18 protein-coding genes and 1 pseudogene are annotated in these 22,183 nt (G+C 72.1%); 16 read left to right on the top strand and 3 right to left on the bottom strand.

The window, feature by feature from the left end; genetic code table 11:
* Window positions 1-155 precede the first annotated feature (155 nt).
* The 7 genes from ACFUO4_RS07170 (at window position 156) to ACFUO4_RS07140 (ending at window position 9,620) form a co-directional block, all read left to right on the top strand.
* A complete protein-coding gene (locus tag ACFUO4_RS07170; protein WP_383480650.1) occupies window positions 156-1,472 on the top strand; it encodes an ABC transporter substrate-binding protein in 1,317 nt (438 codons plus the stop codon).
* A 5-nt stretch (window positions 1,473-1,477) separates the two neighbouring features.
* A complete protein-coding gene (locus ACFUO4_RS07165) occupies window positions 1,478-2,470 on the top strand; it encodes a carbohydrate ABC transporter permease (protein WP_079309424.1) in 993 nt (330 codons plus the stop codon).
* A 7-nt stretch (window positions 2,471-2,477) separates the two neighbouring features.
* Window positions 2,478-3,317: a carbohydrate ABC transporter permease gene (locus ACFUO4_RS07160; RefSeq protein ID WP_079309399.1), complete on the top strand. Its 840-nt coding sequence runs from the start codon at window positions 2,478-2,480 to the stop codon at window positions 3,315-3,317.
* Between the two features lie 20 nt (window positions 3,318-3,337).
* Window positions 3,338-4,696 (top strand): GH1 family beta-glucosidase, encoded by a 1,359-nt coding sequence (locus ACFUO4_RS07155; protein ID WP_383480646.1) that lies wholly within the window; start codon window positions 3,338-3,340, stop codon window positions 4,694-4,696.
* Between the two features lie 164 nt (window positions 4,697-4,860).
* Window positions 4,861-6,279, top strand: coding sequence for a NarK family nitrate/nitrite MFS transporter (locus tag ACFUO4_RS07150; protein WP_383480643.1), 1,419 nt, complete (start codon window positions 4,861-4,863; stop codon window positions 6,277-6,279).
* A 54-nt stretch (window positions 6,280-6,333) separates the two neighbouring features.
* Window positions 6,334-7,176, top strand: coding sequence for an alpha/beta fold hydrolase (locus tag ACFUO4_RS07145; RefSeq protein WP_383480640.1), 843 nt, complete (start codon window positions 6,334-6,336; stop codon window positions 7,174-7,176).
* 125 nt (window positions 7,177-7,301) lie between these two features.
* The gene (locus ACFUO4_RS07140) at window positions 7,302-9,620 is read left to right on the top strand and encodes a DUF4132 domain-containing protein (protein ID WP_383480637.1); all 2,319 of its coding nucleotides are present in this window, start codon (window positions 7,302-7,304) and stop codon (window positions 9,618-9,620) included.
* 6 nt (window positions 9,621-9,626) lie between these two features.
* On the opposite strand, the gene ACFUO4_RS07135 is transcribed toward ACFUO4_RS07140, so the two are convergent.
* Both ACFUO4_RS07135 and ACFUO4_RS07130 read right to left on the bottom strand, forming a co-directional pair.
* On the bottom strand, window positions 9,627-10,019 hold the full coding sequence (locus tag ACFUO4_RS07135; protein WP_079309404.1) for an SCO5389 family protein: 393 nt from the start codon (window positions 10,017-10,019) through the stop codon (window positions 9,627-9,629).
* Between the two features lie 39 nt (window positions 10,020-10,058).
* Complete coding sequence (locus ACFUO4_RS07130; protein ID WP_383480635.1) at window positions 10,059-10,994, bottom strand: ATP-binding protein; 936 nt, start codon at window positions 10,992-10,994, stop codon at window positions 10,059-10,061.
* Window positions 10,995-11,127: 133 nt separating this feature from the next.
* Here ACFUO4_RS07130 and ACFUO4_RS07125 point away from each other — a divergent pair, with 133 nt between their 5' ends.
* Genes ACFUO4_RS07125 through ACFUO4_RS07110 form a run of 4 tightly spaced genes read left to right on the top strand, consistent with a single transcriptional unit; the run spans window position 11,128 to window position 16,170 of the window.
* Entirely contained in the window at window positions 11,128-11,664 is a 537-nt protein-coding gene (locus ACFUO4_RS07125) for a GNAT family N-acetyltransferase (RefSeq protein WP_383480633.1), read from the top strand.
* A 7-nt stretch (window positions 11,665-11,671) separates the two neighbouring features.
* On the top strand, window positions 11,672-13,168 hold the full coding sequence (locus ACFUO4_RS07120; protein WP_383480631.1) for an ABC transporter substrate-binding protein: 1,497 nt from the start codon (window positions 11,672-11,674) through the stop codon (window positions 13,166-13,168).
* A gap of 3 nt (window positions 13,169-13,171) precedes the next feature.
* Window positions 13,172-14,947, top strand: coding sequence for an ABC transporter permease subunit (locus tag ACFUO4_RS07115; protein ID WP_383480629.1), 1,776 nt, complete (start codon window positions 13,172-13,174; stop codon window positions 14,945-14,947).
* On the top strand, window positions 14,944-16,170 hold the full coding sequence (locus ACFUO4_RS07110; RefSeq protein ID WP_383480627.1) for an MDR family MFS transporter: 1,227 nt from the start codon (window positions 14,944-14,946) through the stop codon (window positions 16,168-16,170). Before ACFUO4_RS07115 ends, ACFUO4_RS07110 begins: the two co-directional genes overlap by 4 nt.
* Window position 16,171: 1 nt before the next feature.
* Here the strand turns inward: ACFUO4_RS07110 and ACFUO4_RS07105 are convergent, their stop codons facing one another.
* The gene (locus tag ACFUO4_RS07105) at window positions 16,172-16,930 is read right to left on the bottom strand and encodes a CDP-alcohol phosphatidyltransferase family protein (RefSeq protein WP_079309408.1); all 759 of its coding nucleotides are present in this window, start codon (window positions 16,928-16,930) and stop codon (window positions 16,172-16,174) included.
* A gap of 107 nt (window positions 16,931-17,037) precedes the next feature.
* Between ACFUO4_RS07105 and ACFUO4_RS07100 the strand changes: the two genes are divergently transcribed.
* The 5 genes and pseudogenes from ACFUO4_RS07100 to ACFUO4_RS07080 all read left to right on the top strand — a co-directional run.
* Window positions 17,038-18,021 carry a zinc-binding alcohol dehydrogenase gene (locus tag ACFUO4_RS07100; protein WP_383480624.1) on the top strand — a complete coding sequence of 328 codons (984 nt, stop codon included), beginning with the start codon at window positions 17,038-17,040 and terminating at the stop codon, window positions 18,019-18,021.
* Window positions 18,022-18,137: 116 nt separating this feature from the next.
* Window positions 18,138-18,536: a 6-carboxytetrahydropterin synthase gene (locus tag ACFUO4_RS07095; protein WP_079309409.1), complete on the top strand. Its 399-nt coding sequence runs from the start codon at window positions 18,138-18,140 to the stop codon at window positions 18,534-18,536.
* Entirely contained in the window at window positions 18,533-19,723 is a 1,191-nt protein-coding gene (locus ACFUO4_RS07090; protein ID WP_079309410.1) for a glycosyltransferase family 4 protein, read from the top strand. Before ACFUO4_RS07095 ends, ACFUO4_RS07090 begins: the two co-directional genes overlap by 4 nt.
* Before the next feature lie 353 nt (window positions 19,724-20,076).
* A complete protein-coding gene (locus ACFUO4_RS07085; RefSeq protein WP_383480622.1) occupies window positions 20,077-21,027 on the top strand; it encodes a class I SAM-dependent methyltransferase in 951 nt (316 codons plus the stop codon).
* Window positions 21,024-22,142 (top strand): annotated as a pseudogene (locus ACFUO4_RS07080) (YbhN family protein); the annotation flags it as partial. The gene ACFUO4_RS07085 and the pseudogene ACFUO4_RS07080, both read left to right, overlap by 4 nt.
* Window positions 22,143-22,183: the final 41 nt, after the last annotated feature.

The raw sequence follows: 22,183 nt of genomic DNA, 5'->3' as shown, positions 1-22,183 counted from the left end.
CGCCGAGGGATGCTTCAGTGTTCAAACGCGGACGTCAAGAGGTGCCGCCGAGTTCAACAAGTGCTGTTCAACCCCTTGACGCGCCGAACGCGTGGCGTTTAACTCACGTCCTAAATTAAGTCATGAGTGCATTCCCTGAAGGGACACCAGGAGCCATGCGCAGCATCCGAGCCGCGGCCGTAGGCGCCGTCACCATGTCTCTCGCCCTGGCCGCGTCGGCCTGCGGAGGCGGTTCGTCGACCGAGGGCGGGTCCAACGACTCTCCCAAGACGCTCACCTACTGGGCCTCCAACCAGGGGGCGAGCGTCGAGGTCGACAAGAAGGTCCTCCAGCCGGAACTCGACAAGTTCAAGAAGCAGACCGGCATCGAGGTGAAGGTGGAGGTCGTGCCCTGGTCGGATCTGCTCAACCGCATCCTCACCGCGACGACCTCGGGCCAGGGCCCCGACGTCCTGAACATCGGCAACACCTGGAGCGCCTCCCTGCAGGCGACGGGCGCCCTGCTGCCGTGGGACGCGAAGAACTTCGAGGCGATCGGCGGCAAGGACCGCTTCGTCGACTCGGCGCTCGGCTCCACCGGCGCCGAGGGCAAGGACCCGGCCGCGGTGCCGCTGTACTCGATGTCGTACGCGCTCTACTACAACAAGAAGATGTTCGCCGACGCGGGCATAACGAAGCCGCCCGCCACCTGGGCCGAGTTCGTCGAGGACGGCAAGAAGCTGACCAAGGGCGGCAAGTGGGCGCTCGGCGTCGAGGGCGCGAACCCGTCGGAGAACATCCACCACGCGGTCGTCTTCGCCGAGCAGCACGGCGGCGACTTCTTCACCGCCGACGGCAAGCCCGACTTCACCAACGACGGGGCGGTCGCCGGCGTCAAGGAGTTCGTCGACCTGATGGCCAAGGACAAGGTCATCGCGCCGGGCAACGCCGAGTACGCGCAGAACCAGTCGGTCAGCGACTTCGCCAAGGGCAAGACGGCCATGCTGCTGTGGCAGTCCGCGTCCGCGAACCTGAAGTCCCAGGGCATGAGCGAGGACTCCTTCGGCATCGCCCCGGTGCCCGTGCAGTCCGGCACCCCCGGCACCGGCACCGGCGTCAACTCGATGGTGATGGGCATCAACCTGGCCGTCTTCAAGAACTCCGACAACCTCGACGGCGCCAAGAAGTTCGTGAAGTTCATGACGAGCGACGCCGAGCAGAAGATCCTCAACACCGCCTACAGCTCCATCCCGCCGGTCAAGGGCGCCCAGGCGGACCCGGCCTTCAACACCCCGGCCAACGGCGTCCTGAAGAACACCCTCGCCACCAGCGCCGTCGCGGCCCCGCAGGTCGCCGACGAATCGCAGTTCGAGACGGCGGTCGGCACGGCCATCAAGGGCCTGTTCGCCGACGCGGCCGCCGGTCGCGCGGTGACCACCGAGTCGGTGAAGGCGGCCCTGGAGAAGGCCCAGGCGCAGATGCCGGCGGCGTGACCCTGATGACCAGCACTGTCGAACTCCCGGTGCGCAAAGGGGAGTCGGGCGACAAGGCGGCGCGTGGCCCGCGCCGCCGGGTCCCCGGCCGCGTCCGCCGCATCGGACTGCCCTACCTGCTCCTCCTGCCCGCCCTGATCCTCGAGCTCCTCGTCCATCTCGTGCCGATGGTCATCGGCATCGTGATGAGCTTCAAGGAACTCACCCAGTTCTACATCCGCGACTGGGGCGCCGCGCCCTGGGCCGGCCTCGACAACTTCCGGATGTCGGTGGACTTCGACGCCCCCGTCGGCGAGGCCCTGCTGCACTCCTTCCTCGTCACGGTCGGCTTCACGCTCGCCTCGGTCGGCCTGTGCTGGCTGATCGGCACCGCCGCCGCGATCTGCATGCAGGACACCTTCCGCGGCCGCGGCCTGCTGCGCGCCCTGTTCCTGGTGCCGTACGCGCTGCCGGTCTACGCGGCCGTCATCACCTGGGTGTTCATGTTCCAGCACGACAACGGCCTGGTGAACCACGTCCTGCACGACCAGCTCGGCGTCACCGACAAGCCGTCCTTCTGGCTCATCGGCGACAACAGCTTCATCGCCCTGCTCGTCGTGTCCGTGTGGAAGGGCTGGCCGTTCGCCTTCCTCATCGTCATGGCCGGACTCCAGAACATCCCACGGGAGTTGTACGAGGCCGCCGCCCTCGACGGCGCCGGGATGTGGCAGCAGATCCGCCGCATCACCCTGCCGTCGCTGGGCGCGGTGAACCAGGTGCTGATCCTGGTGCTGTTCCTGTGGACGTTCAACGACTTCAACACGCCGTACGTCCTGTTCGGCAAGTCGGCGCCGGAGGCCGCGGACCTGATCTCCGTCCACATCTACCAAGCCTCCTTCGTCACCTGGAACTTCGGCACCGGCTCCGCCATGTCCGTGCTCCTGCTGCTGTTCCTGCTCCTCGTGACGGGCGTGTACCTCGCCGTCACCTCGCGCGGACGGAGGGCGTCGCGTGCCTAGCTCCCCCATGGCGCCGCCGCGGTCCTTCCTGTGGACCCGGCGCGTGTTCCTGACCCTGCTGGCCGGCTTCGTGCTGCTGCCGGTGTACGTGATGATCTCCAGCTCGCTGAAGCCGCTGGCGGACGTCACCGGCAAGTTCCGCTGGATACCGAGTGAGCTGACCTTCCAGCCGTACATCGACATCTGGTCGACGGTCCCGCTCGCCCGGTACTTCGTGAACTCCCTGATCGTGGCGAGCGCGGCCGCCGTCTGCTCGGTGGTCATCGCGGTCTTCTCGGCCTACGCGGTCAGCCGCTACGACTTCCGCGGCAAACGCGTCTTCACGGTCACCGTCCTGTCGACGCAGATGTTCCCGGGCATCCTCTTCCTGCTCCCGCTGTTCCTGATCTACGTCAACATCGGCAACGCCACCGGCATCGCCCTGTTCGGCTCGCGCGGCGGACTGATCCTGACGTATCTCACCTTCTCCCTGCCGTTCTCGATCTGGATGCTCATCGGGTACTTCGACTCGGTGCCGCGGGATCTGGACGAGGCGGCCCTCGTGGACGGCTGCGGACCGCTCGGCGCGCTCTTCCGGGTCGTCGTGCCGGCCGCGATCCCCGGCATCGTCGCGGTGACCGTCTACGCCTTCATGACGGCCTGGGGCGAGGTGCTGTTCGCGTCGGTGATGACCAACGACACCACCAGAACCCTCGCCGTCGGCCTCCAGGGCTACTCCACGCTCTACGACGTGTATTGGAACCAGATCATGGCCGCCTCACTGGTCGTGAGCGTCCCGGTGGTGGCCGGCTTCCTGCTCCTCCAGCGCTATCTCGTCGCCGGTCTGACGGCGGGCGCCGTCAAGTGACCACTCCTGAAAGGACTTTCGTGACCATCGATCTCGCCGCACTCCCGCACGACTTCCTGTGGGGCACGGCCACAGCCGCCTACCAGATCGAGGGAGCCGTGACGGAGGACGGCCGATCGCCGTCGATCTGGGACACCTTCTCGCACACCCCCGGCAAGGTGGCGAACGGCGACACCGGCGACATCGCCTGCGACCACTACCATCGCTGGCGCGAGGACATCGGGCTGATGCGTCAACTGGGCGCCAACGCCTACCGGTTGTCCGTCGCCTGGCCGAGGGTCGTACCCGGCGGCGACGGCCCGGTCAACCCCAAGGGCCTCGCCTTCTACGACGAGTTGATCGACGCCCTGCTCGCGGCCGGCATCACCCCGTCCGTCACCCTCTACCACTGGGACCTGCCCCAGGCCCTCCAGGACCGCGGCGGCTGGCCCGAGCGCGAGACCGCCGAGCACTTCGCCGCGTACGCCTCGGCCGTGGCCGAGCGGCTGGGCGACCGGGTGCACCACTGGACCACCCTCAACGAGCCCCTGTGCTCGGCGTGGATCGGCCACCTGGAAGGGACGATGGCCCCCGGCTGGACCGACCTCACGGCGGCGGTCCGTGCCTCGTACCACCTGCTCCTCGGCCACGGCCTCGCCGCCCAGGCCATCCGCGCGGCCGCCCCCGGCGCCCAGGTCGGCATCGTCAACAACCTCTCCACCATCCACCCCGCCACCGACCGCCCGGCGGACCTGCGCGCCGCCCGCCGCATGGACGGCCACACCAACCGCTGGTGGCTGGACCCGGTCCACGGCCGCGGCTTCCCGGCGGACATGCGGGAGGTGTACGGCGTCGACCTCCCGGAGAAGCCGGGCGACTTGGAGATCATCGGCGCCCCGCTCGACTGGCTCGGCCTGAACTACTACTTCCCGCAGACCGTCGCCGACGACCCCGACGGGCCCGCCCCGTACGTCCGTTCCGTCCGCCGTGACGGCGTCCCCCGCACCGGCATGGACTGGGAGATCGACGCGAGCGGCATCGAGACCCTGCTGCTCCGCCTCACCGACGAGTACGGCGCCCGCAAGCTGTACGTCACCGAGAACGGCTCGGCCTACCCCGACGTCGTACGCCCCGACGGCACCGTCCACGACCCGGAGCGGCAGGACTACCTGACCCGGCACCTCGCCGCCTGCGCCTCCGCCGCCCGCAAGGGCGCCCCGCTGGCCGGTTATTTCGCCTGGTCGCTGCTCGACAACTTCGAGTGGGCCTACGGCTACGACAAGCGGTTCGGGCTCGTCCACGTGGACTACCGCACCCAGACCCGCACGATCAAGGGCTCCGGCCACCGGTACGCGGAGATCATCCGGGCCCACCGGGGACGGGAGCGGCACGCGGCATAGGCGGCGGACTGGCCGGAAGTCCCCGTAGACGGCGGACGGGCCGGAAGTCCCAGCTCATCGGGTCCTAGGGCGGTTCGTGGTCGCGCCCTAGGACTCTGCTGTCCCCCTTACCGCGGGAGGAGGCTGAAGAAGCAAGGACAACCTCCTCACCACCAGGAACAGCCATGCCTGCCGTACAAGAAGCGACGACCACGGTCGCCGGGCGGTCGTACGACCTCGCCCAGTACCGGCCCGGCCGGGACATCACCGACTGGGAGCCCGAGAACGAGCTCTTCTGGACCTCCGTGGGGAAGCGGGTCGCCCGGCGCAACCTCTGGATCGCCGTCCCGGCGCTGCTCGTGGCCTTCGTCGTCTGGCAGGTGTGGAGCGTCACCGCCACCAACCTCGCCGACGTCGGCTTCTCCTTCACCACCTCGCAGCTGTTCTGGCTCACCGCGATACCCGGTCTGACCGGCGGCACGGCCCGGATGATCTACACCTTCCTCGGCCCGCGCATCGGCCAGCGCACCTTCACCGCGCTGTCCACGGTCGTCCTGATCGTCCCGCTGATCTGGCTGGGGTACGCGATCCAGGACACCTCCACGTCCTTCACCACCATGGCCGTGATCGCCGCGCTCTGCGGCATCGGCGGCGCCAACTTCTCCTCCTCCCTCGCCAACATCGGCTTCTTCTTCCCCCAGCGCGAGAAGGGCAACGCCACCGGCATCAACGGCGGCCTCGGCAACCTGGGCGTGTCGGTGGTCCAGCTGCTGACCCCGATCGTCATCACCAGCTCGGTCGTCGCGATCGGCTCCGGCCAGGCCGACTCCAGGACCGGCGAGACGGTCTACCTCCAGAACGCGGCCTTCGTCTGGGTCCCCGTCCTGATCGTCCTGGCGGCCGTCGCCTGGTTCGGCCAGAACAACCTCAAGACCGCGTCCACCTCCTTCGCCCGGCAGAAGGTCATCTTCCGCCGCAAGCACACCTGGGTGATGACCTGGCTCTACGTCGGCACCTTCGGCTCCTTCATCGGCTTCGCCGCCGCCCTGCCGATGCTGATCAAGACGACCTTCCCGGCCTACTCCGTCGCCACCTACGCCTGGATGGGCCCGGCCCTCGGTGCCCTCGCCCGCTGGGCCGGCGGCTGGATCGCCGACAAGCTGGGCGGCGCCCGCGTCACGATCCTCTCCTTCGTCGGCATGGCCGCCTCGATCATCGGCGTGATCACCTTCCTCCCGAGCGGTGGCGACACCGGCAACTTCGCTGGCTTCTTCGCCTGCTTCCTCGCCGCGTTCTTCTTCTCCGGCATCGGCAACGGCTCGACGTTCCGTCAGATCCCCGTCATCTTCCGCAACCAGCACCTCAAGGGCCTGACCGAGGGCACCCCGGAGTACACCAAGGCCCTGCGGCAGACCGAGACGGAAGCGGGGGCGGTCACCGGCTTCACCGCCGCCGTCGCCGCCTACGGCTTCTTCTTCATCCCGGCCCTGTTCGCCAACTTCGCCGTCACCAGCGCGATGTGGGGCTTCGTGGCCTTCTACGTCACCTGCATCGGCGTGACGTGGTGGTACTACGCGCGTGAGGGCGCGGAGTCGCCGAGCTGAACGTCCCGGACTAAATCCGTTGCCGCAGGTGAGGCCCGCTGAAAGGCTCACGTCATGCCTACCTTCAACGCCCCCGACGGCACCGTCCTCGCCTACCACGCCACCGGCGACGGCCCGCCTGTGATCTGCCTCCCCGGCGGCCCCATGCAGGCCTCCGCCTACCTCGGCGACCTGGGCGGCCTCACCGCCCACCGCACCCTGATCCGCCTGGACCTGAGGGGGACGGGTGACTCGGCGACACCGGCGGACCCGGCGTCGTACCGCTGCGACCGGCTGGTGGACGACGTCGAGGCGCTGCGGAACGCACTGGGCCTGGAGCGGGTGGACCTGCTGGCGCACAGCGCCGGCGCGAACCTCGCGGCCCTCTACACGGCCCACCGCCCCGACCGGGTCGCCCGCCTCGCCCTCATCACCCCGAGCGTGTACGCGGTCGGCATCGACATCACCGCCGAGGACCGGCTGGGGGCCGCGCGGCTGCGCCGGGGCGAGGAGTGGTTCGACGCGGCGTACGCGGCGCTGGAGGCGGTGACCGAAGGGCGCGCGGCGGGCGGAGACTGGGAGGCCGTCGCCCCGTTCTGGTTCGCCCGCTGGGACGAGCGGGCGCGGGCCGTGCGCGCGGCGGAGGCGGAGCAGCGCAACGGCGAGGCGGCGGGGGTGTACGGCTCGGCGGGAGCCTTCGATCCGGAGGCGACACGGGCGGCGTTGGCGGAGTTCGCGGGGCGGGTGCTGGTGCTGGCGGGCGAGGTGGACGTGGCGGCACCGCCGCGGGCGATGGGGGAGTACGCGGGGCTGTTCGGGAAGGCCGAGTCGGTGGTGCAGGCGGGGGCGGCGCATTTTCCGTGGCTGGACGACGCGGGGAGTTTCGTGAAGGCGGTGGAGGGGTTTCTGCGGGGGTGAAGGCGGTGGAGGACTTTCCGCGGGACTGAAAGCGAGGCTCGGAGCACGGCTGGGAGCGGAGTCCGGGCGGGTCGGGGCATCGGCGGCAGCCCGCATTGTCAGTGCCGCCTGCCATGATCCCTCGCATGCTCTACGACGACTTGGCGCGGACGTTGTCCGATGCGGCCTTCGAACGGGACGTCCGGTCCGCCGACCTGGCGGGGCTCACCGACGAACAGCTCGGTGAGCTGCTCCCGGCCGCCCACCGGGTGCACCACGCCGACGTCACACCGGCGACCTGGCGGGCAGCCATGGCGGTGCGGCAAGCGGCCGACGAGCGGCGGCCGCGTGTCACGCCCGACGCCTGTCGCCGCCTGTTCGAGGCGCTTGTCGTGCGGAGTCGGCACAGCGAGTGGGCGGTCGACCTGGCGCCGGGAGTGACGGCGTTGGTGGAGTGTGCCGGCCCGTGGCCCGAGCTGGCGGAGCCCGCCCGGGCCCTGACCGAGAGTCTGGTGGCGCGGAAGAGCATCGCGCATCCGTACTCGCTGTTCCTGGTCGCCGGACTCGCGGACGACACGGCACTGCGCGCGGTGGCGGAGCGGCTCGGAGAGGGGCCCATCGCCATGGACGAGGTGGACGTCCTCACCGGGCTCACCCCGGCGGAGCGACTCGTGATGACGGAGCTCGACCTGGTCGACACGTACAGCGAGCCGGAGTCACCCCCCGCGGTGTGGCAGAAGCTGGCCGACCTCCCGCCGTACGTCGACTTCACCCGGCGCGCCCTGGAAGCGGCGGCCGACCGGGCCGACGGCATCCGGTCCGGCGCGATCCCGTACCTGGCCGACAAGGCGTTCACGGCACGTGAGGTCGCCGTGCTCGGACAGGCCGCCCGGGTGGCGCTGCTGCGGGACGAGGAGTGGCTGCCGGGAGTGTGCGCGCGGCTGCTGCCCGGCATCGCGGTGGCGCCGACCGCGGCGAGGGCAGTGCCGTCGCAGGCGCTCCTGTACGAACTGGTGCGCGCCGCAAAGGAGTTCCCGACGCCGGAGGCGGTCACCGCGATCCGGACCGCTCGCTCGGTCACCCGGCACGCGGGCGTGCCCAAGCAGCTCGACAAGCTGCTGAAGAAGGTGGAGGCGGCGCTGGCCCAGCGCACGGAGGTGGCCCTGCGCCTGCCAGAACTGGACTTCGACGAGGAGGGTGTCCTGCGCAGGCCGGCGGGCGACGGTTACACGGCCGTCGTCACGGTCACCGAGACCGCCCGGCTGACATGGGAGAAGGACGGCCGCCCACTGCGCGGAGTGCCCGCACCGGTCCGCCGCGACCACGCCGACCTGGTGAAGGAGCTGCGGGAGCTGGTCAAGCGGGTCGACCTCCAACTGGCCACACTGGCCCGGGCGTTGGAGGGCGGGCTGCCCGTCGACGCCGTCCACGCCTACGGCTGGTGGCGCACCCGGCTCGCCGGGCACCCGCTCGCCTGGACGGTCGTCGGCGGACTGATCTGGGAGATCGAGACGGCCCCTGGCACGTGGCAGGCCTTCCTCCCGGCCGTGGACGACCTCCCCGACGCCCCCGACGACGCTTCCGTGCGTCTGTGGCACCCGATGCGCGCCGATGCCGAGACCGTGAGCGCCTGGCGGGACAGGCTGGTGGACGGGCAGCTGAGACAGCCGTTCAAGCAGGCCTTCCGCGAGATCTACCGGCTCACCCCGGCCGAGGAGGAGACCCGCCTGCACTCCCTGCGCTTCGCCGCCCACCTCGTCCACTACCGCAGGATGCGCGGCTTGTTCCGGGCCCGCGGCTGGACGAGCCGGCTGCTCGGCCCGTGGGACGGAGGCGACGGCGACGAAGCGACCCGCGTGCTGGTGTCCGGCCGTTGGCGGGCCCGCTTCTCCCACACCTTCGTGGACTGGGCGGACGACGACCCGGTGGCCGCCACGGACCGGGTCCGCTTCGACCGAAAGGTGGACGCCCGCTGGCAGGAGGCCCCACTGTCCGAGGTGCCCCCGCTGGTCTTCAGCGAGGCGATGCGCGACGTCGACCTCTTCGTCGGCGTGACCTCCATCGCCGCGGACCCCGACTGGACCGAGCAGGGCCCGGCCCGCGCCTACTGGGAACGCGCCGGCTTCGCCGGCCTCACGGAGACCGCCGAGGCCCGCCGCGACGCCCTCACCCGCATCCTGCCCCGCCTGAAGATCGCGGACCGCTGCACACTGGACGACCGCTTCCTGACCGTCCGGGGCGACCTGCGCACCTACCGCATCCACCTCGGCTCGGCCAACATCCTCATGCGGCCCGACGACTCCTACCTGTGCATCGTCCCGTCCCGCGACAGGACCACCGCGAAGGTCTTCCTGCCGTTCGAGGACGACCGCCTGTCGGTGATCCTCAGCAAGGCGATGCTGCTGGCGGCGGACAGCGAGATAACAGACGCCTCCATCCGCGCCCAGATCGACGGAGCCGCCTGAGCGTCGTCAGCAGTCCCTGAACTCCGGTGACTGGTTCAGGATCTGGGAGCGGAGCGAGGTGAAGCGGGTGTACGTCTCGCTCGTCTCCGCACCAGGGCGGAACGCCGCCACCCGGTGGCAGTTCTGGAAGGCCAGGGTCACTCCGAAGTGGCGTTCCAGGCTGCCCCGGATCGCGTCGCTGGCCAGGGCGCGCAGGAGCTGGCCGCGCTCCTTCTCGGACGGGGGAGGGGTCTGGTTGTCGGTGAAGTCGGCGGTGCCGGACTTGAGTTCGCCCGCGAGGGACGCGATGAGGCCGTAGGCGTAGGGGAGGGACGTGCGGACGGTGTCCACGAAGTCCTCCTCGCGGACGGCGCCCTGTTCGGCTGCGGCGAGGAGCTGAGGGGAGACGTCGAGAGACATGGGGGTGGTCCTGTCTGTGCTGTGAGGGGGTTGGTCGGGTCAGGAGTGGGGGACGCGGCCCGGTACGAACTCCGGGTCCACCTGCGTCGCCAGGTCCTCGCCCGCCCAGGCGCGGGCGTTGCGGAGGTGGAACTCGACCGCGTGGCGGTGGAGGCGGGGCCAGTCGCGGGGGTGGGCGTCGACCGTTTCGCGCAGGACTCTCAGGGCGTGCTGGTTCTGGGGTTCCAGCTCGCCCTGGGCGCGGCCCTGTTCGGCGGCCCGGACGTACGGGGACTGGGTGAGGTGGGTCAGGAGGTCGTCGCCCACCTCCTCCTTGAGGAAGAGCAGGTCGTCCTCGCCGGTCACCTTGTTGCCGACGACGGCGACACGGATTCCGAACTCCCGGGCGTGGTCCCGGTACTGGCGGTAGACCGAGACGCCCTTCCGGGTGGGTTCGGCCACCAGGAAGGTCATGTCGAAGCGGGTGAACAGGCCCGACGCGAACGCGTCCGCGCCCGCCGTCATGTCGACGACCACGTACTCGCCGGGTCCGTCGACCAGGTGGTTGAGATAGAGCTCCACCGCGCCGAGCTTGGAGTGGTAGCACGCCACCCCGAGGTCGCTCTCGTCGAACTCGCCCGTCACCATCAGCGGTACGTCGCCCACGTGCCGGACATGGCGGGCGTGGAGTTCGTCGTCGCCGAGCAGCGACAACAGGCGTGAGCCGCGGCCCGGCGGCGTCGTCTTGATCATCGCCTCGGCCGAGGCGATGCGCGGGTTGGTGCCGCGCAGGTAGTCCTTGACGGCCGTCAGGTGTGCGCCCAGGGGCGGGGCGTCGAGCGGCGGCCCGTGGTGGCCCAGTGCCTCGGCCAGGTGCTGGTTGATGTCCCCGTCCATGGCCAGGACCGGTGCGCCGGCCCGGGCGAGGTGGCGGGAGAAGAGGGCAGACAGGGTGGTCTTGCCGCTGCCGCCCTTGCCGACGAAGGCGATGCGCATCAGCGCCACCTCGGCGGGACAGCCTCGGCGTTTTTGAAAATGGATGTCATGTCGGTAGGTTTTAGGGGTGTCCTCGATCACTGTCAAATCGGCTGTTGATCAAGCACTCGTCCTTAATGCATATGATGTGCAAGTGCGTGACTACAGCATCAGGGCCGCGGGCCCGGACGATCTGGACGGTGCGCGAGCCGTGATGCTCGACACCGTCTACCGCGACTTCGGCACCGGGTACGTGCCCCGCTGGCACGGCGACATCATCGACCCGGCCACCGCCTATCTGACCCCGCCCCGCCACACGCTCCTCGTCGCGGTCGACCCGCACGGCGGCGAGGTGGTCGCCACCGGCGCTCTCGACGCGCGCGGACCCGCCCACCCGCCGAACCCCCGCCACATCGCCGAGCGCTACCCCTCCGGGGACACCGCCCAGGTGCGCCGGCTCTACGTCCGCCCCGAGCACCGCCGACGCGGCCTCGCCCGCCGGCTGGTCGCCGAGCTGCTGGCGTTCGCCGCGGCGGACGGCGCCTACCGCGCCGTATATCTGCACACCGATCCGTCCGTCCCCGGCGCCGAGGCCTTCTGGCGGTCGCTCGGCACGCTCGTGCACGACGAGCGCGACGACCCGGACGGCGGCAACGGCGTCCTGCACTTCGACCTTCCGATGGGACGGTGACCGGCCGATGCGCCGCCTCCGACTGCTCTCCGCACTCCTGCTCGCCCCCGTCCTGAGCGGCTGCTTCGCCTCCGGGGGCGCCGACGGGACGCCGGACGACACGGGCGACGGCTCCCGGCTGCGGATCGCTCTCGCCTTCCCGCCCGCCGAGAACCTCTCGCCGTACGGCGCCGACGCCACGATCCTCAGCCGCCTCGGCGTCACCGAGGGCCTGACCGCCCTCGACGCCAACGGCGCCGCCGCCCCCGCGCTCGCCTCCTCCTGGCGCCGCGAGAACGACCGCACCTGGCGGTTCACCCTGCGTGAGGCCACCTTCCAGGACGGCACCGAGGTCACCCCGGCCGCCGTCGCCGCCTCCCTTACCCACGCCATCGAGGCCAGGCCGGCTCCGGCCGCCCTCGTCGGCGTGACCCTCACCGCGCAGGCCGAGGGGAGCACAGAAGTACGGGTCACCACCAAGGACCCCGACCCCGTGCTGCCGCTGCGCCTGTCCAGCCCGAGCCTCGCCGTCCTCTCCGCCGCGGCGTACGCCGACGAGGGCCGCGCCGACCCGGTCGGCCACGCCACCGGACCCTTCGAGCTCACCAAGGTCATGGGCACCACTGCCGCCACCCTCGACCGCTTCGCCGACTACTGGGGCGGCCGGGCCCAGGCCTCCGGCATCGACGTGAAGTTCGTCGCCGACGGCACCGCCCGCGCCAACGCCCTGCGCACCGGCCAGGTCGACCTCGCCGAGGCGATACCCGTGGCCCAGGCCGCCACCCTCGACCAGGGCATGCGCAGGACGACCGCGACCACCCGCACCACCAGCCTGCTGCTCAACGCGCGGTCCGGGCCCTTCAAGAAGGCCGGTCTGCGGGCCGCCGCCCGTCAGGCCGTGGACACCTCCGTGTTCGCCAAGGACGTCTACGAGAGCTACGCGGATGCCGGCACTGGCATCTACGGGCCCGCCGTCACCTGGGCCGAGGGCAAGCGGACCGCGCCGACCGGCCGGGCCCGGGCCACCGACGCCGACGCCGACGGGACCAGGATCTCCCTCGCCACCTACGACAACCGTCCCGAACTCCCCGAGGTCGCCCAGGTGTTGAAGCAGCAGCTGGAGAAGGCGGGATTCCGCGTCGACCTGGAGGTGCGCGAGTACTCGCGGCTCGAAACCGACGCGCTGGACGGGAAGTTCGACGCGTTCGTCCTGGCTCGCAACACCCTCGTGGACACCGGCGACCCCGTCTCCGTCCTCGCCAGTGACTACACCTGCGACGGCGGCTACAACATCGCCCAACTCTGCGACAAGGACGTGGACAAGGCCGTCGCGAACGCCGAGAGGGTCACCGACACCGACGAACGGCAGGGCGCGGTCATGACCGCCGAGGCCGAGATCCTCGGCACCGACGCCGTCGTCCCCCTGGTCCACCAGCGGATCATCACCGGCGTCGGCAGCGGCGTGCGCGGCGCGCTCCTCGACCCGTACGAGCGCACCCTCGTCGGCACCGGCACCCGGCGCTGACCCGTGCGGAACCGAGCGGCCGCGCTGCTGTGGCGGGCCGGGATCGCGGCCGCCCTCGTGTGCGCGATCGGCCTGCTGCCGTGGCTGACCCGCACCGATCCGGCGCTCACCGTGCTCAAGGCCCGCTCGGCCGAACGTGCCCCCGACCCCGCGGTGCTGGCCGACATCCGCGCCCAACTCGGTCTGGACGACGGCCCGTTCCACCTGCTGGTGAAGTGGCTGCGCGGCGACGCGGGGCGGTCGTGGATCTCCGGCGCCGAGGTCACGCCCGCGGTCCTGCAAGCGCTGGGCGCCTCCCTGCTGTTGATGGCGGTCGCCCTCACGGTCGCCGCCGTCACCGCCGCGCTGATCTGCGCGCGCACCCTGTGGCTGGGCGCCCGCCGGCGGCTCGGCGGACGGCGGGCGGGAGGCAGCGGTTCCGCGGTCCTCGCCGCGCTGCCCGAGTTCCTCACCGCGTCCGTGCTCGCCACCGTCTTCGGCGTCCAACTCGGCTGGCTGCCCGCCCTCGGCTGGTACGGGCCGCGGTGGACGATCCTGCCCGCCCTCGCCCTCGGTCTGCCCACCGGGGCGGTGCTCGGCCGGCTCCTCGACGACCTGCTGCCCGGCGCCTTCGCCGAACCCTGGGCGCTGGCCGCCGCCGCCCGCGGACTGCCTGGCCGCAGCGTCGCCCGCCAGGCGATCCGCCGCTGTCTGCCCGGACTGCTCCCGAACACCGGCCTGTTCGCGGTCGGCCTGACCGGCGGCGCGGTCGCCGTGGAACAGATCTTCGACATCCCCGGCCTCGGCCGCACCACCCTCCAGGCCGCCCTCGCCCAGGACCTCCCCGTCCTCCAGGCCGGCACCCTCGCCCTCGTCCTGCTGGCAGCCGCCGCCGCAGGCCTGGCCGCCCTCGCCGGCCGCCTCCTCGTCGGCCCCGCCCTGCGCGACGGCGCCCTGCCGTCCCTGCACGGCCCGAAACCCCCGGCCCGCACACTCCAGCCCTTCGCGTACGGCGGCCTCCTCGCGCTGGTCATCGCCCTCGGCCTGCCCCGCGACCCGCTCGCCCTCGACACCGGCGAACGCCTCCGACCCCCGTCGCTCCAGCATCCGTTCGGCACCGACGGACTCGGCCGGGACGTCCTCGCCCGCGTCGCCCACGGCGCCCTCGACACGCTCCTGCTCGCCCTCCTGATCAGCGCCGCGGCCCTGCTGACCGGCGTCCTGCTGGGCCTGCTGCCCCGCCTGTCCGGTCCCCTCGTGGACACGGTCGTCGCCCTGCCGCCGGTCCTGGTCGCCCTCCTGGTCACCGCGGTCGTCGGCGGCGGACCGGCCACCCCCGCACTCGCCGTCGGCACCGTGGCCTGGGCACCCCTCGCCGCCCACACCTCCGCACTGCTACGCCAGGAACGCGCGGCCCTCCACATCACCGCCACCCGCGGCCTGGGCGCCGACTCCTGGTACCTGCTCCGGCACGAACTCCTGCCCGCCGTGCTGCCGTCCGTCACCCGCCACGCCCTGCTGCGGCTCCCGGGCATCGCCCTCGCGCTCGCCTCGCTCACCTTCCTCGGCCTGGGCGCCCAGCCGCCGGCCCCGGAGTGGGGCCTGCTGCTCGCCGAGAACCAGCCCTACGCCGAGCGCGCCCCCTGGGCCGTCCTCGCCCCGGCCGCGGCCCTCGCCCTGCTGGGCGCGCTGGCGGTGACGGCGGCGGGCGGGATACGGGTGCCTCGGCGGAAACGGCGTACGGCGGTGGAGGTGCTCCGACAGCAGCCTCGTACCAAGCAAGGGGCGGGAGCGGGATGAGCGCGCTGTCGACCGGCCCGCGGAAGGCACCCGGACGGGCCCGCCTGACCCCTCTCCTCCGCCTGCTGATCCTCACCCAACTCGCCTTCAACGTCGGCTTCTTCGCCGTACTGCCCTTCCTGTCCGGGCATCTCGGGCAGGCGGTGGGCATGGCGGGCTGGCTCGTCGGCTTCGTGCTGGGGCTGCGGACCTTCAGCCAGCAGGGGCTGTTCGTGGTGGGCGGGGCGCTGGCCGACCGGTACGGCATCCGACCCGTCGTCCTCGCGGGCTGCGCGCTGCGGATCGCCGGGTTCGCCTGGCTCGGGTACGCGACGCGGACCTGGGCGGTCATCGGCGCCGTCCTGCTGATCGGCTTCGCCGCCGCCCTGTTCTCACCCGCGGTCGAGTCCGAGGTCGCCCGGCAGGCCGTGGTGCACGAGCGGGCCACCGGCACCTCGCGCACCCGCGTCCTCGCCCTGTTCACGGTCGCGGGCCAAGCGGGCGCGTTCGTAGGGCCGTTGCTCGGCGCGCTGCTGCTCTCGGTGGACTTCCGGACCGTGTGCCTGGCCGGTGCCGGCATCTTCGTCCTGGTGCTCGCTGGTCACGCCTGGCTGCTGCCCCAGCACATCCCGGGCCGTGAGCGCGTCCGACTCGAGGGCGGGGTACGGCTGTTGCTCCGCAACCGGCGCTTCCTCGCGCTGTGCTGCGCGTACGGCGCCTGTCTCCTCGCCTACAACCAGCTCTACCTCGCCCTCCCCGCGGAGGTGGAGCGGGTCACCGGCACCCAGGCGCCGCTGGCCTGGCTGTTCGCGCTGTCGTCGCTGCTGGTGGTGACCGCGCAGCTGCCGGTCACGCGCTGGGTGGGGGATCGGCTGGAGCCGCGCCGCTCGATGGCCGTGGGGCTGCTGCTGATCTCCGCGGGGTTCGCCGTCGTGGCCCTGGCCCGTCCCGCCGAACGGACGGGGACGGCGGGGCTGCTCCCGGCCGCCGGCTTCGTCGTCCTGCTCACCCTCGGCCAGATGCTCGTCGCCCCGGTCTCCCGCGCCTGGGTCCCCGACCTCGCCGAGGACGGCCGCCTCGGCCTCTACACCGGGGCGCTGTCCTCCGTGTCCGGCCTCGTGGTCCTGATCGGCAGCTCGGCGACGGGCACGCTCCTCGACACGGGGCTGCCCGCGGCCGCTGCGTGGCTCGCCCTGGCGGCCGTACCGGCCGCGGCGATCGCGTTGCTGCCGCGCGGGACGTAGCTCATCCGGCGACCAGTTCGCGCACGTCCTCCACCAGGAGCGTCTCGATCTGCGAGGTCCGCAGCAGCCACAGCACATCCCGGCCGAACGACCACACCAGCGTCCCCAGCGCCGTCGCCACGACCGCGAACTCCAGGGCGTACGGCAGCAGGCCCGAGGCGGCGAGCAGCAGGAACACGCCCTGGAGCGCGGCGACCGTCTTGCGGGCCATGCTCGGCGGGAGCGGGGCGTTGAGCCACGGCCAGACACGGGCGGCGGCCACGAAGGCGTAGCGCATGCCGCCGATCAGCAGCACCCACGGGCCCAGGGACATCGAGACGTACACACTCAGCACCAGGATCAGGAACGCGTCGACCTCCATGTCGAAGCGCGCGCCGAGCGGGGTGGAGGTGCCGGTGCGGCGGGCCACCTTGCCGTCCACGCCGTCGAGGATCAGAGCCACCGCGGTGAGGCCGACGAAGAGCGTGACCGGCGGGGAGCTCTGGAAGGAGTCGGCGACCAGGGCGGTCACCCCGCCGACCAGGATGGAGCGGCCGAGAGTCACCCGGTTGGCGGGGCCGAACGAGCGGGGCTGGGTGCGGTGCAGGGCCCGGGAGAGCACCGCCCAGGTGGCCACGGCGAAGGCGAGGCCGGTCAGCCAGCCCGCCGGCCCCATGCCGATCGCGGTGCCGAGCAGAGCCAGCAACAGGATCTGGACACCCGCTCCGACCGCGGTCTCCTGCTGGACCAGCCTTGCGTCGTAAGTGTTGTTCAGGGCCACCGAACATCCTCCGGCCGTGTGACAGAGTCGATCAACGCCGCGTACTGTGCGCGACCTGTGCACACCTCGGTACGTGAACCACTTCCCGATCGTTCAGGAGGATGCCGATGAACCGCACCGCACGGGCGTTCTGGCTCAACAGGCCGGGTGAGGGCGGGATACGGGAGGTCACCCTTCCGGCCCCCGCCGCGGACGAGGTGCTGGTCCGCGCCCTGTGGTCCGGCGTCAGCCGCGGCACCGAGACCCTCGTCTTCCGCGGCGGGGTCCCCGCGAGCCAGCACGCGGCCATGCGGGCACCCTTCCAGGAGGGCGAGTTCCCCGCCCCCGTGAAATACGGCTACCTCAGTGTCGGAGAGGTCGAGGAGGGGCCGGCGGAGCTGCTGGGGCGCACGGTCTTCTGCCTCTACCCGCACCAGACGCGGTACGTCGTCCCGGCCGCCGCCGTCACCGTCGTACCGGACTCCGTGCCCGCCGAACGCGCCATCCTCGCCGGCACCGTGGAGACCGCCGTCAACGCCCTGTGGGACGCGGCGCCCCTGGTCGGGGACCGGATCGCGGTGGTGGGCGGCGGGATGGTCGGCTGCTCGGTGGCCGCGCTGCTGGCCCGCTTCCCCGGCGTACGGGTGCAGCTCGTCGACGCCGATCCGGCCCGCGCCAAGACCGCTGAGGCGCTCGGCGTCGACTTCGCGCTGCCGCGGGACGCGCTCGGGGAGTGCGACCTCGTCGTGCACGCCAGCGCCACCGAACAAGGGCTCACCCGCGCGCTGGAACTCCTCACCGCCGAGGGCACCGTCCTCGAACTGAGCTGGTACGGCGACCGGCAGATCAGCCTCCCGCTCGGCGAGGCCTTCCACTCCCGCCGCCTCGTCATCCGCTCCAGCCAGGTCGGCACCGTCTCCCCGGCCCGCCGCGCCAGCCGCAGCTACGCCGACCGGCTCGCCCTCGCCCTCGAACTGCTCGCCGACCCGTCACTCGACGCGCTCATCACGGGGGAAAGCGTGTTCGAGGAGTTGCCGGCGGTGATGCCGAAGCTCGCGGCGGGGGAGATTCCGGCCCTTTGTCACCGCATCAGGTACGACAAGAGCGCCTGACCTGAGAAAAGAGTGAGATCGGGCTGAACACGGGGAAGCGAAGAGCCGTACTACACGGCATCCCGGCGGCGATCAGGCCGAGGGGATCAGACGCGCCGCACCTGGAGGGTCGTCCGTTGTTCAGTGTCACCGTCCGCGATCACATCATGATCGCCCACAGCTTCCGCGGCGAGGTCTTCGGACCCGCGCAGCGCCTGCACGGAGCGACGTTCCTCGTGGACGCCACCTTCCGCCGGGAACAGCTGGACGACGACAACATCGTCGTCGACATCGGACTGGCCACCCAGGAGCTCGGCGCCGTCGTCGCCGAGCTGAACTACAGAAACCTCGACAACGAGCCCGACTTCGCCGGGATCAACACCTCGACGGAGTTCCTCGCCAAGGTCATCGCCGACCGGCTCGCCGAGCGCATCGAGAAGGGCGCGCTCGGCGAAGGGGCCCGGGGCATCGCCGCGATCGGCGTCACGCTCCACGAGTCGCATGTCGCGTGGGCGAGTTACGAGCGTGCGCTGTGACCGACACGACCCTGGAGAAGACCGCGGCACCGTCGCTCGGTTACGTGCCCGTCCAGCACGCCACTCTCAAGAACGCGGACATCATCCCCATGTCCCTGAGTTCCGTGCACTTCGTCATGCCGGGCGGGGTCGACGACCCGGCGGCCCCCAGCGGCGGCAACGCTTATGACCGGCGGGTCAGTCTGGACCTGCCCGGCTTCGGCTGGCAGGTCCACAAGCACGCGGTCGACGGCGAGTGGCCCCGGCCCGGTGCCGCGGCCCGCGCCGAACTCGCGCGCATCCTGCGGGAGTTCCCGGACGGTACGGTCGTCCTGCTGGACGGCCTGGTCGCCTGCGGGGTCCCCGAGATCGTCGTCCCGGAGGCGGAACGCCTGCGGCTCGCCGTCCTCGTCCACCTTCCGCTCGGCGACGAGACCGGCCTGGACCCCCTGCTCGCCGCCGAGCTGGACGCCAAGGAACGTGCCGTGCTGCGTGCGGTCCCCGCGGTCGTCGCCACCAGCGACTGGGCGGTCCGCCGCCTCGTCTCCCACCACGGCCTGGCCCCCGACCGCGTCCATGTCGCCGCCCCCGGCGCCGACATCGCGCCGCTCGCCTCCGGAACCGACGGCGTCTCCCGCCTGTTGTGCGTCGCCGCCGTCACGCCCCGCAAGGGACAGCACCGGCTGATCGAGGCGCTCGCGACGGTACGGGACCTGCCGTGGAGCTGCGTGTGCGTCGGCGGCCTGGGCCAGGACCCCGAGTACGTCGGCCGACTCCGGGCCCTGATCGCGAAGCACGGCCTGGAGCACCGGCTGGAGCTGGCCGGACCGCAGGCGGGCGCCCAGCTCGACGCCAGCTATGCCGCCGCCGACCTGATGGTCCTCACCTCCTACGCCGAGACCTACGGCATGGCGGTCACGGAGGCCCTCGCCCGCGGCATCCCGGTCCTCGCGACCGACGTCGGCGGCCTGCCCGAGGCGGTCGGACGCGCCCCCGACGGGGGAGTGCCCGGCATCCTCGTCCCGCCGGAGGACCCCGCCGCCCTCGCGGCCGAACTGCGCGGCTGGTTCAACGAGGCGGACGTACGACGCCGGCTGAAGGCGGCTGCCCGGAGCCGCCGGGCCGCCCTCGACGGCTGGGCGACCACGGCCCGCAGCCTGGCCGGAGTACTGGGCCGACTGCCGAACGAACCCAGGAGGGCGGCATGAGGAAGACGGCTACCACGGAGCGCAGCGGCAGGATCCCGTCCCAGCCGGGACGACGAGCCGAGCCGGGCGGTGGCGGAGAGGCATCCGTTTTGCCTTCGGCGAGTACGGAGACGGGCCTTTTGCCCTCGGCGAGTACGGAGACGGGCCTTTTGCCCTCGGCGAGCACGGAGACGGGCCCTTTGCCCTCGGCGAGCATGGAGGCCTCCCGACTCCCCTCGGTCAGCGGGGAGGCGGCGCTTCTGACCTCGGCGACTGGGGAGGCTTCTCCCTTGACCCCGGCGAGCACAGGCAGCAGCGCCGAGGCGTCCGTCACGCCGTCCATGAGCGCGAGCGGAACCGCGGAGGTGCCCCTCATGCCCACGCCGTCCGTGACGCCCGACCCGTCCGCCGACTCCGTGATCCCTGGCGCCGGGCCCACCGCCGCCCGTCCCGGCGAGCGTCCCACCGTACGGCTCCGTGAGGACGGTCCCGACGAGCAGCCCCGCTACGCGCCCGAGTGGTTGCAGCTGCGCGAGCCGGCCGACGCGGCCGCACGGGCGCACGACCTGCTCGACCCGCTGCGCATCCGGCTGGCGAACCTGCCCGGCAAGTCCGGCCTGGTCATCCACGACCTCGGCTGCGGTACCGGCTCGATGGGCCGCTGGCTCGCTCCTCGCCTCGACGGCGCCCAGCACTGGGTCCTGCACGACCGCGACCCCTACCTGCTGCACTTCGCCGCCGTAGCCTCCCCGCGCGTGGCCGCCGACGGCAGCCGCGTCACCGTCGAGACCCGGCGCGGCGACGTCGCCCGGCTCACCGCGGACGCCCTCGCCGGCGCCTCCCTGGTGACCGCCTCCGCACTCCTCGACGTCCTCACCCGCGAGGAGATCGACACCCTCGCCGAGGCCTGCACCGGAGCCGGCTGCCCGGCGCTGCTCACCCTGTCGGTGGCCGGCCGCGTCGACCTGACCCCGTCCCACCCGATGGACCGTGAGATCATGGAGGCGTTCAACGCCCACCAGCGCCGCTCCGGCCTGCTCGGTCCGGATTCGGTCACCGCGGCCTGCGAGGCCTTCTCCGAGCGCGGGGCGACGGTACGGCTGAACCCCAGCCCCTGGCGGCTCGGTCCCGCCGAGGCCGCGCTCACCGCGCAGTGGCTGCGCGGCTGGGTCGGCGCGGCGGTGGAGCAGCGTCCGGAGCTGAAGGAGCGGGCCGAACGGTATCTCCGTGAGCGCCTGGAGGCGTGCGAGGCGGGCGAGTTGACCGTCCTCGTCCATCACACGGACCTGCTGGCGCTGTCCCGGCCGACGGGCGGCGCGGCATGAGCGTGGAGACGGTACGGGCGTACGGGGTGACGGGGAGGGACGTCTCCGCCGCCGAGGACGAGGCCATCGCCACCCTCAGCGAGGCCACCGCCACCCTCAGCGAGGCCACCGCCACACTCAGGAAGGCCACCGCCACCCTCACCGGCCGCACCCCGCACACCGCCGACATCGTCCTCGTACCCCCCGTCACGGCCGTCCCCCCGCCGGACGTCGCCGTCGCCGATTCCCGTATCGGCGTGATCGTCTCCACCCCCCGCCCCGAAGCCGCCACCCCCCACACCCCTCGGTGGCGCCGCGCCCTCGCCCGCCTCACGGCACCGGCGGTGCGCACCCACGTGGGCAGTGCCGTCGGCGTCGTCATCCTCGCCGTCCTGCTGTGGCGGCTCGGTACCGGTGTCTTCCTGGACGGGCTGCGGCGGATCGACGGCGGATCGCTGGTCGCCGCTGTCGGGATCGGTGTCGTCACGACCGTGTTCAGCGCCTGGCGCTGGCAGTTGGTGGCCCGGGGACTGGAGATCCGGCTGCCGCTCGGGCCCGCCGTCGCCGCCTACTACCGTGCCCTGTTCCTCAACGCGGCGCTCCCCGGCGGCGTCCTCGGCGACGTCCACCGGGCGGTGCGGCACGGGCAGAGCACCCGCGACCTCGGCCGCTGTGTCCGGGCCGTCGTCCTCGAACGGGTCGCCGGACAGCTCGCGTTGGCGGTCGTCGGCGCCGGCGTCCTGCTCACCATGCCGTCACCGGTGCTGAACCAGGCCCGGGACCTCGCGCCGGTGGTCCTGTTCGCCCTGGTGGGTGCGCTGGCCGTCGTGCTCGCCCTGCGGATGAACCGGACGCCCGCACGGTACGGCCGGACGCTGGAGGGGGTGCGCGAGGGGCTGCTGTCCCGGCGCAACGGTCCCGGCGTCGCGCTGTCGTCCCTGGTCGTCCTCGCCGGGCACATCGGGATGTTCGTGCTCGCCGCCCGCGTCGCCGGGTCCGACGCCTCCGTCGCCGCACTGCTGCCGATCGCCGTGCTGGCGCTGCTCGCCATGGGGTTGCCGCTCAACGTCGGCGGCTGGGGGCCCCGCGAGGGCGTCACCGCCTGGGCGTTCGGCGCGGCCGGCCTCGGGGCGAGCAGCGGGCTGGCCGTCGCCGTCGTCTACGGGGTGCTCAGCCT

The organism is Streptomyces sp. NPDC057280, from assembly GCF_042668605.1.
In the GTDB taxonomy this organism is placed as follows: Bacteria; Actinomycetota; Actinomycetes; order Streptomycetales; family Streptomycetaceae; genus Streptomyces.
Note: the sequence above shows the minus strand (reverse complement) of the source record. Positions and strands in the feature narration are given on the sequence as shown.

Coding starts and splice junctions, on each gene's coding strand:
- ACFUO4_RS07170 (WP_383480650.1), top strand. CDS start 156: ATGCGCAGCATCCGAGCCGCGGCCGTAGGCGCCGTCACCATGTCTCTC.
- ACFUO4_RS07165 (WP_079309424.1), top strand. CDS start 1,478: ATGACCAGCACTGTCGAACTCCCGGTGCGCAAAGGGGAGTCGGGCGAC.
- ACFUO4_RS07160 (WP_079309399.1), top strand. CDS start 2,478: ATGGCGCCGCCGCGGTCCTTCCTGTGGACCCGGCGCGTGTTCCTGACC.
- ACFUO4_RS07150 (WP_383480643.1), top strand. CDS start 4,861: ATGCCTGCCGTACAAGAAGCGACGACCACGGTCGCCGGGCGGTCGTAC.
- ACFUO4_RS07145 (WP_383480640.1), top strand. CDS start 6,334: ATGCCTACCTTCAACGCCCCCGACGGCACCGTCCTCGCCTACCACGCC.
- ACFUO4_RS07140 (WP_383480637.1), top strand. CDS start 7,302: ATGCTCTACGACGACTTGGCGCGGACGTTGTCCGATGCGGCCTTCGAA.
- ACFUO4_RS07135 (WP_079309404.1), bottom strand. CDS start 10,019: ATGTCTCTCGACGTCTCCCCTCAGCTCCTCGCCGCAGCCGAACAGGGC.
- ACFUO4_RS07130 (WP_383480635.1), bottom strand. CDS start 10,994: ATGCGCATCGCCTTCGTCGGCAAGGGCGGCAGCGGCAAGACCACCCTG.
- ACFUO4_RS07120 (WP_383480631.1), top strand. CDS start 11,672: ATGCGCCGCCTCCGACTGCTCTCCGCACTCCTGCTCGCCCCCGTCCTG.
- ACFUO4_RS07110 (WP_383480627.1), top strand. CDS start 14,944: ATGAGCGCGCTGTCGACCGGCCCGCGGAAGGCACCCGGACGGGCCCGC.
- ACFUO4_RS07100 (WP_383480624.1), top strand. CDS start 17,038: ATGAACCGCACCGCACGGGCGTTCTGGCTCAACAGGCCGGGTGAGGGC.
- ACFUO4_RS07085 (WP_383480622.1), top strand. CDS start 20,077: ATGCCCACGCCGTCCGTGACGCCCGACCCGTCCGCCGACTCCGTGATC.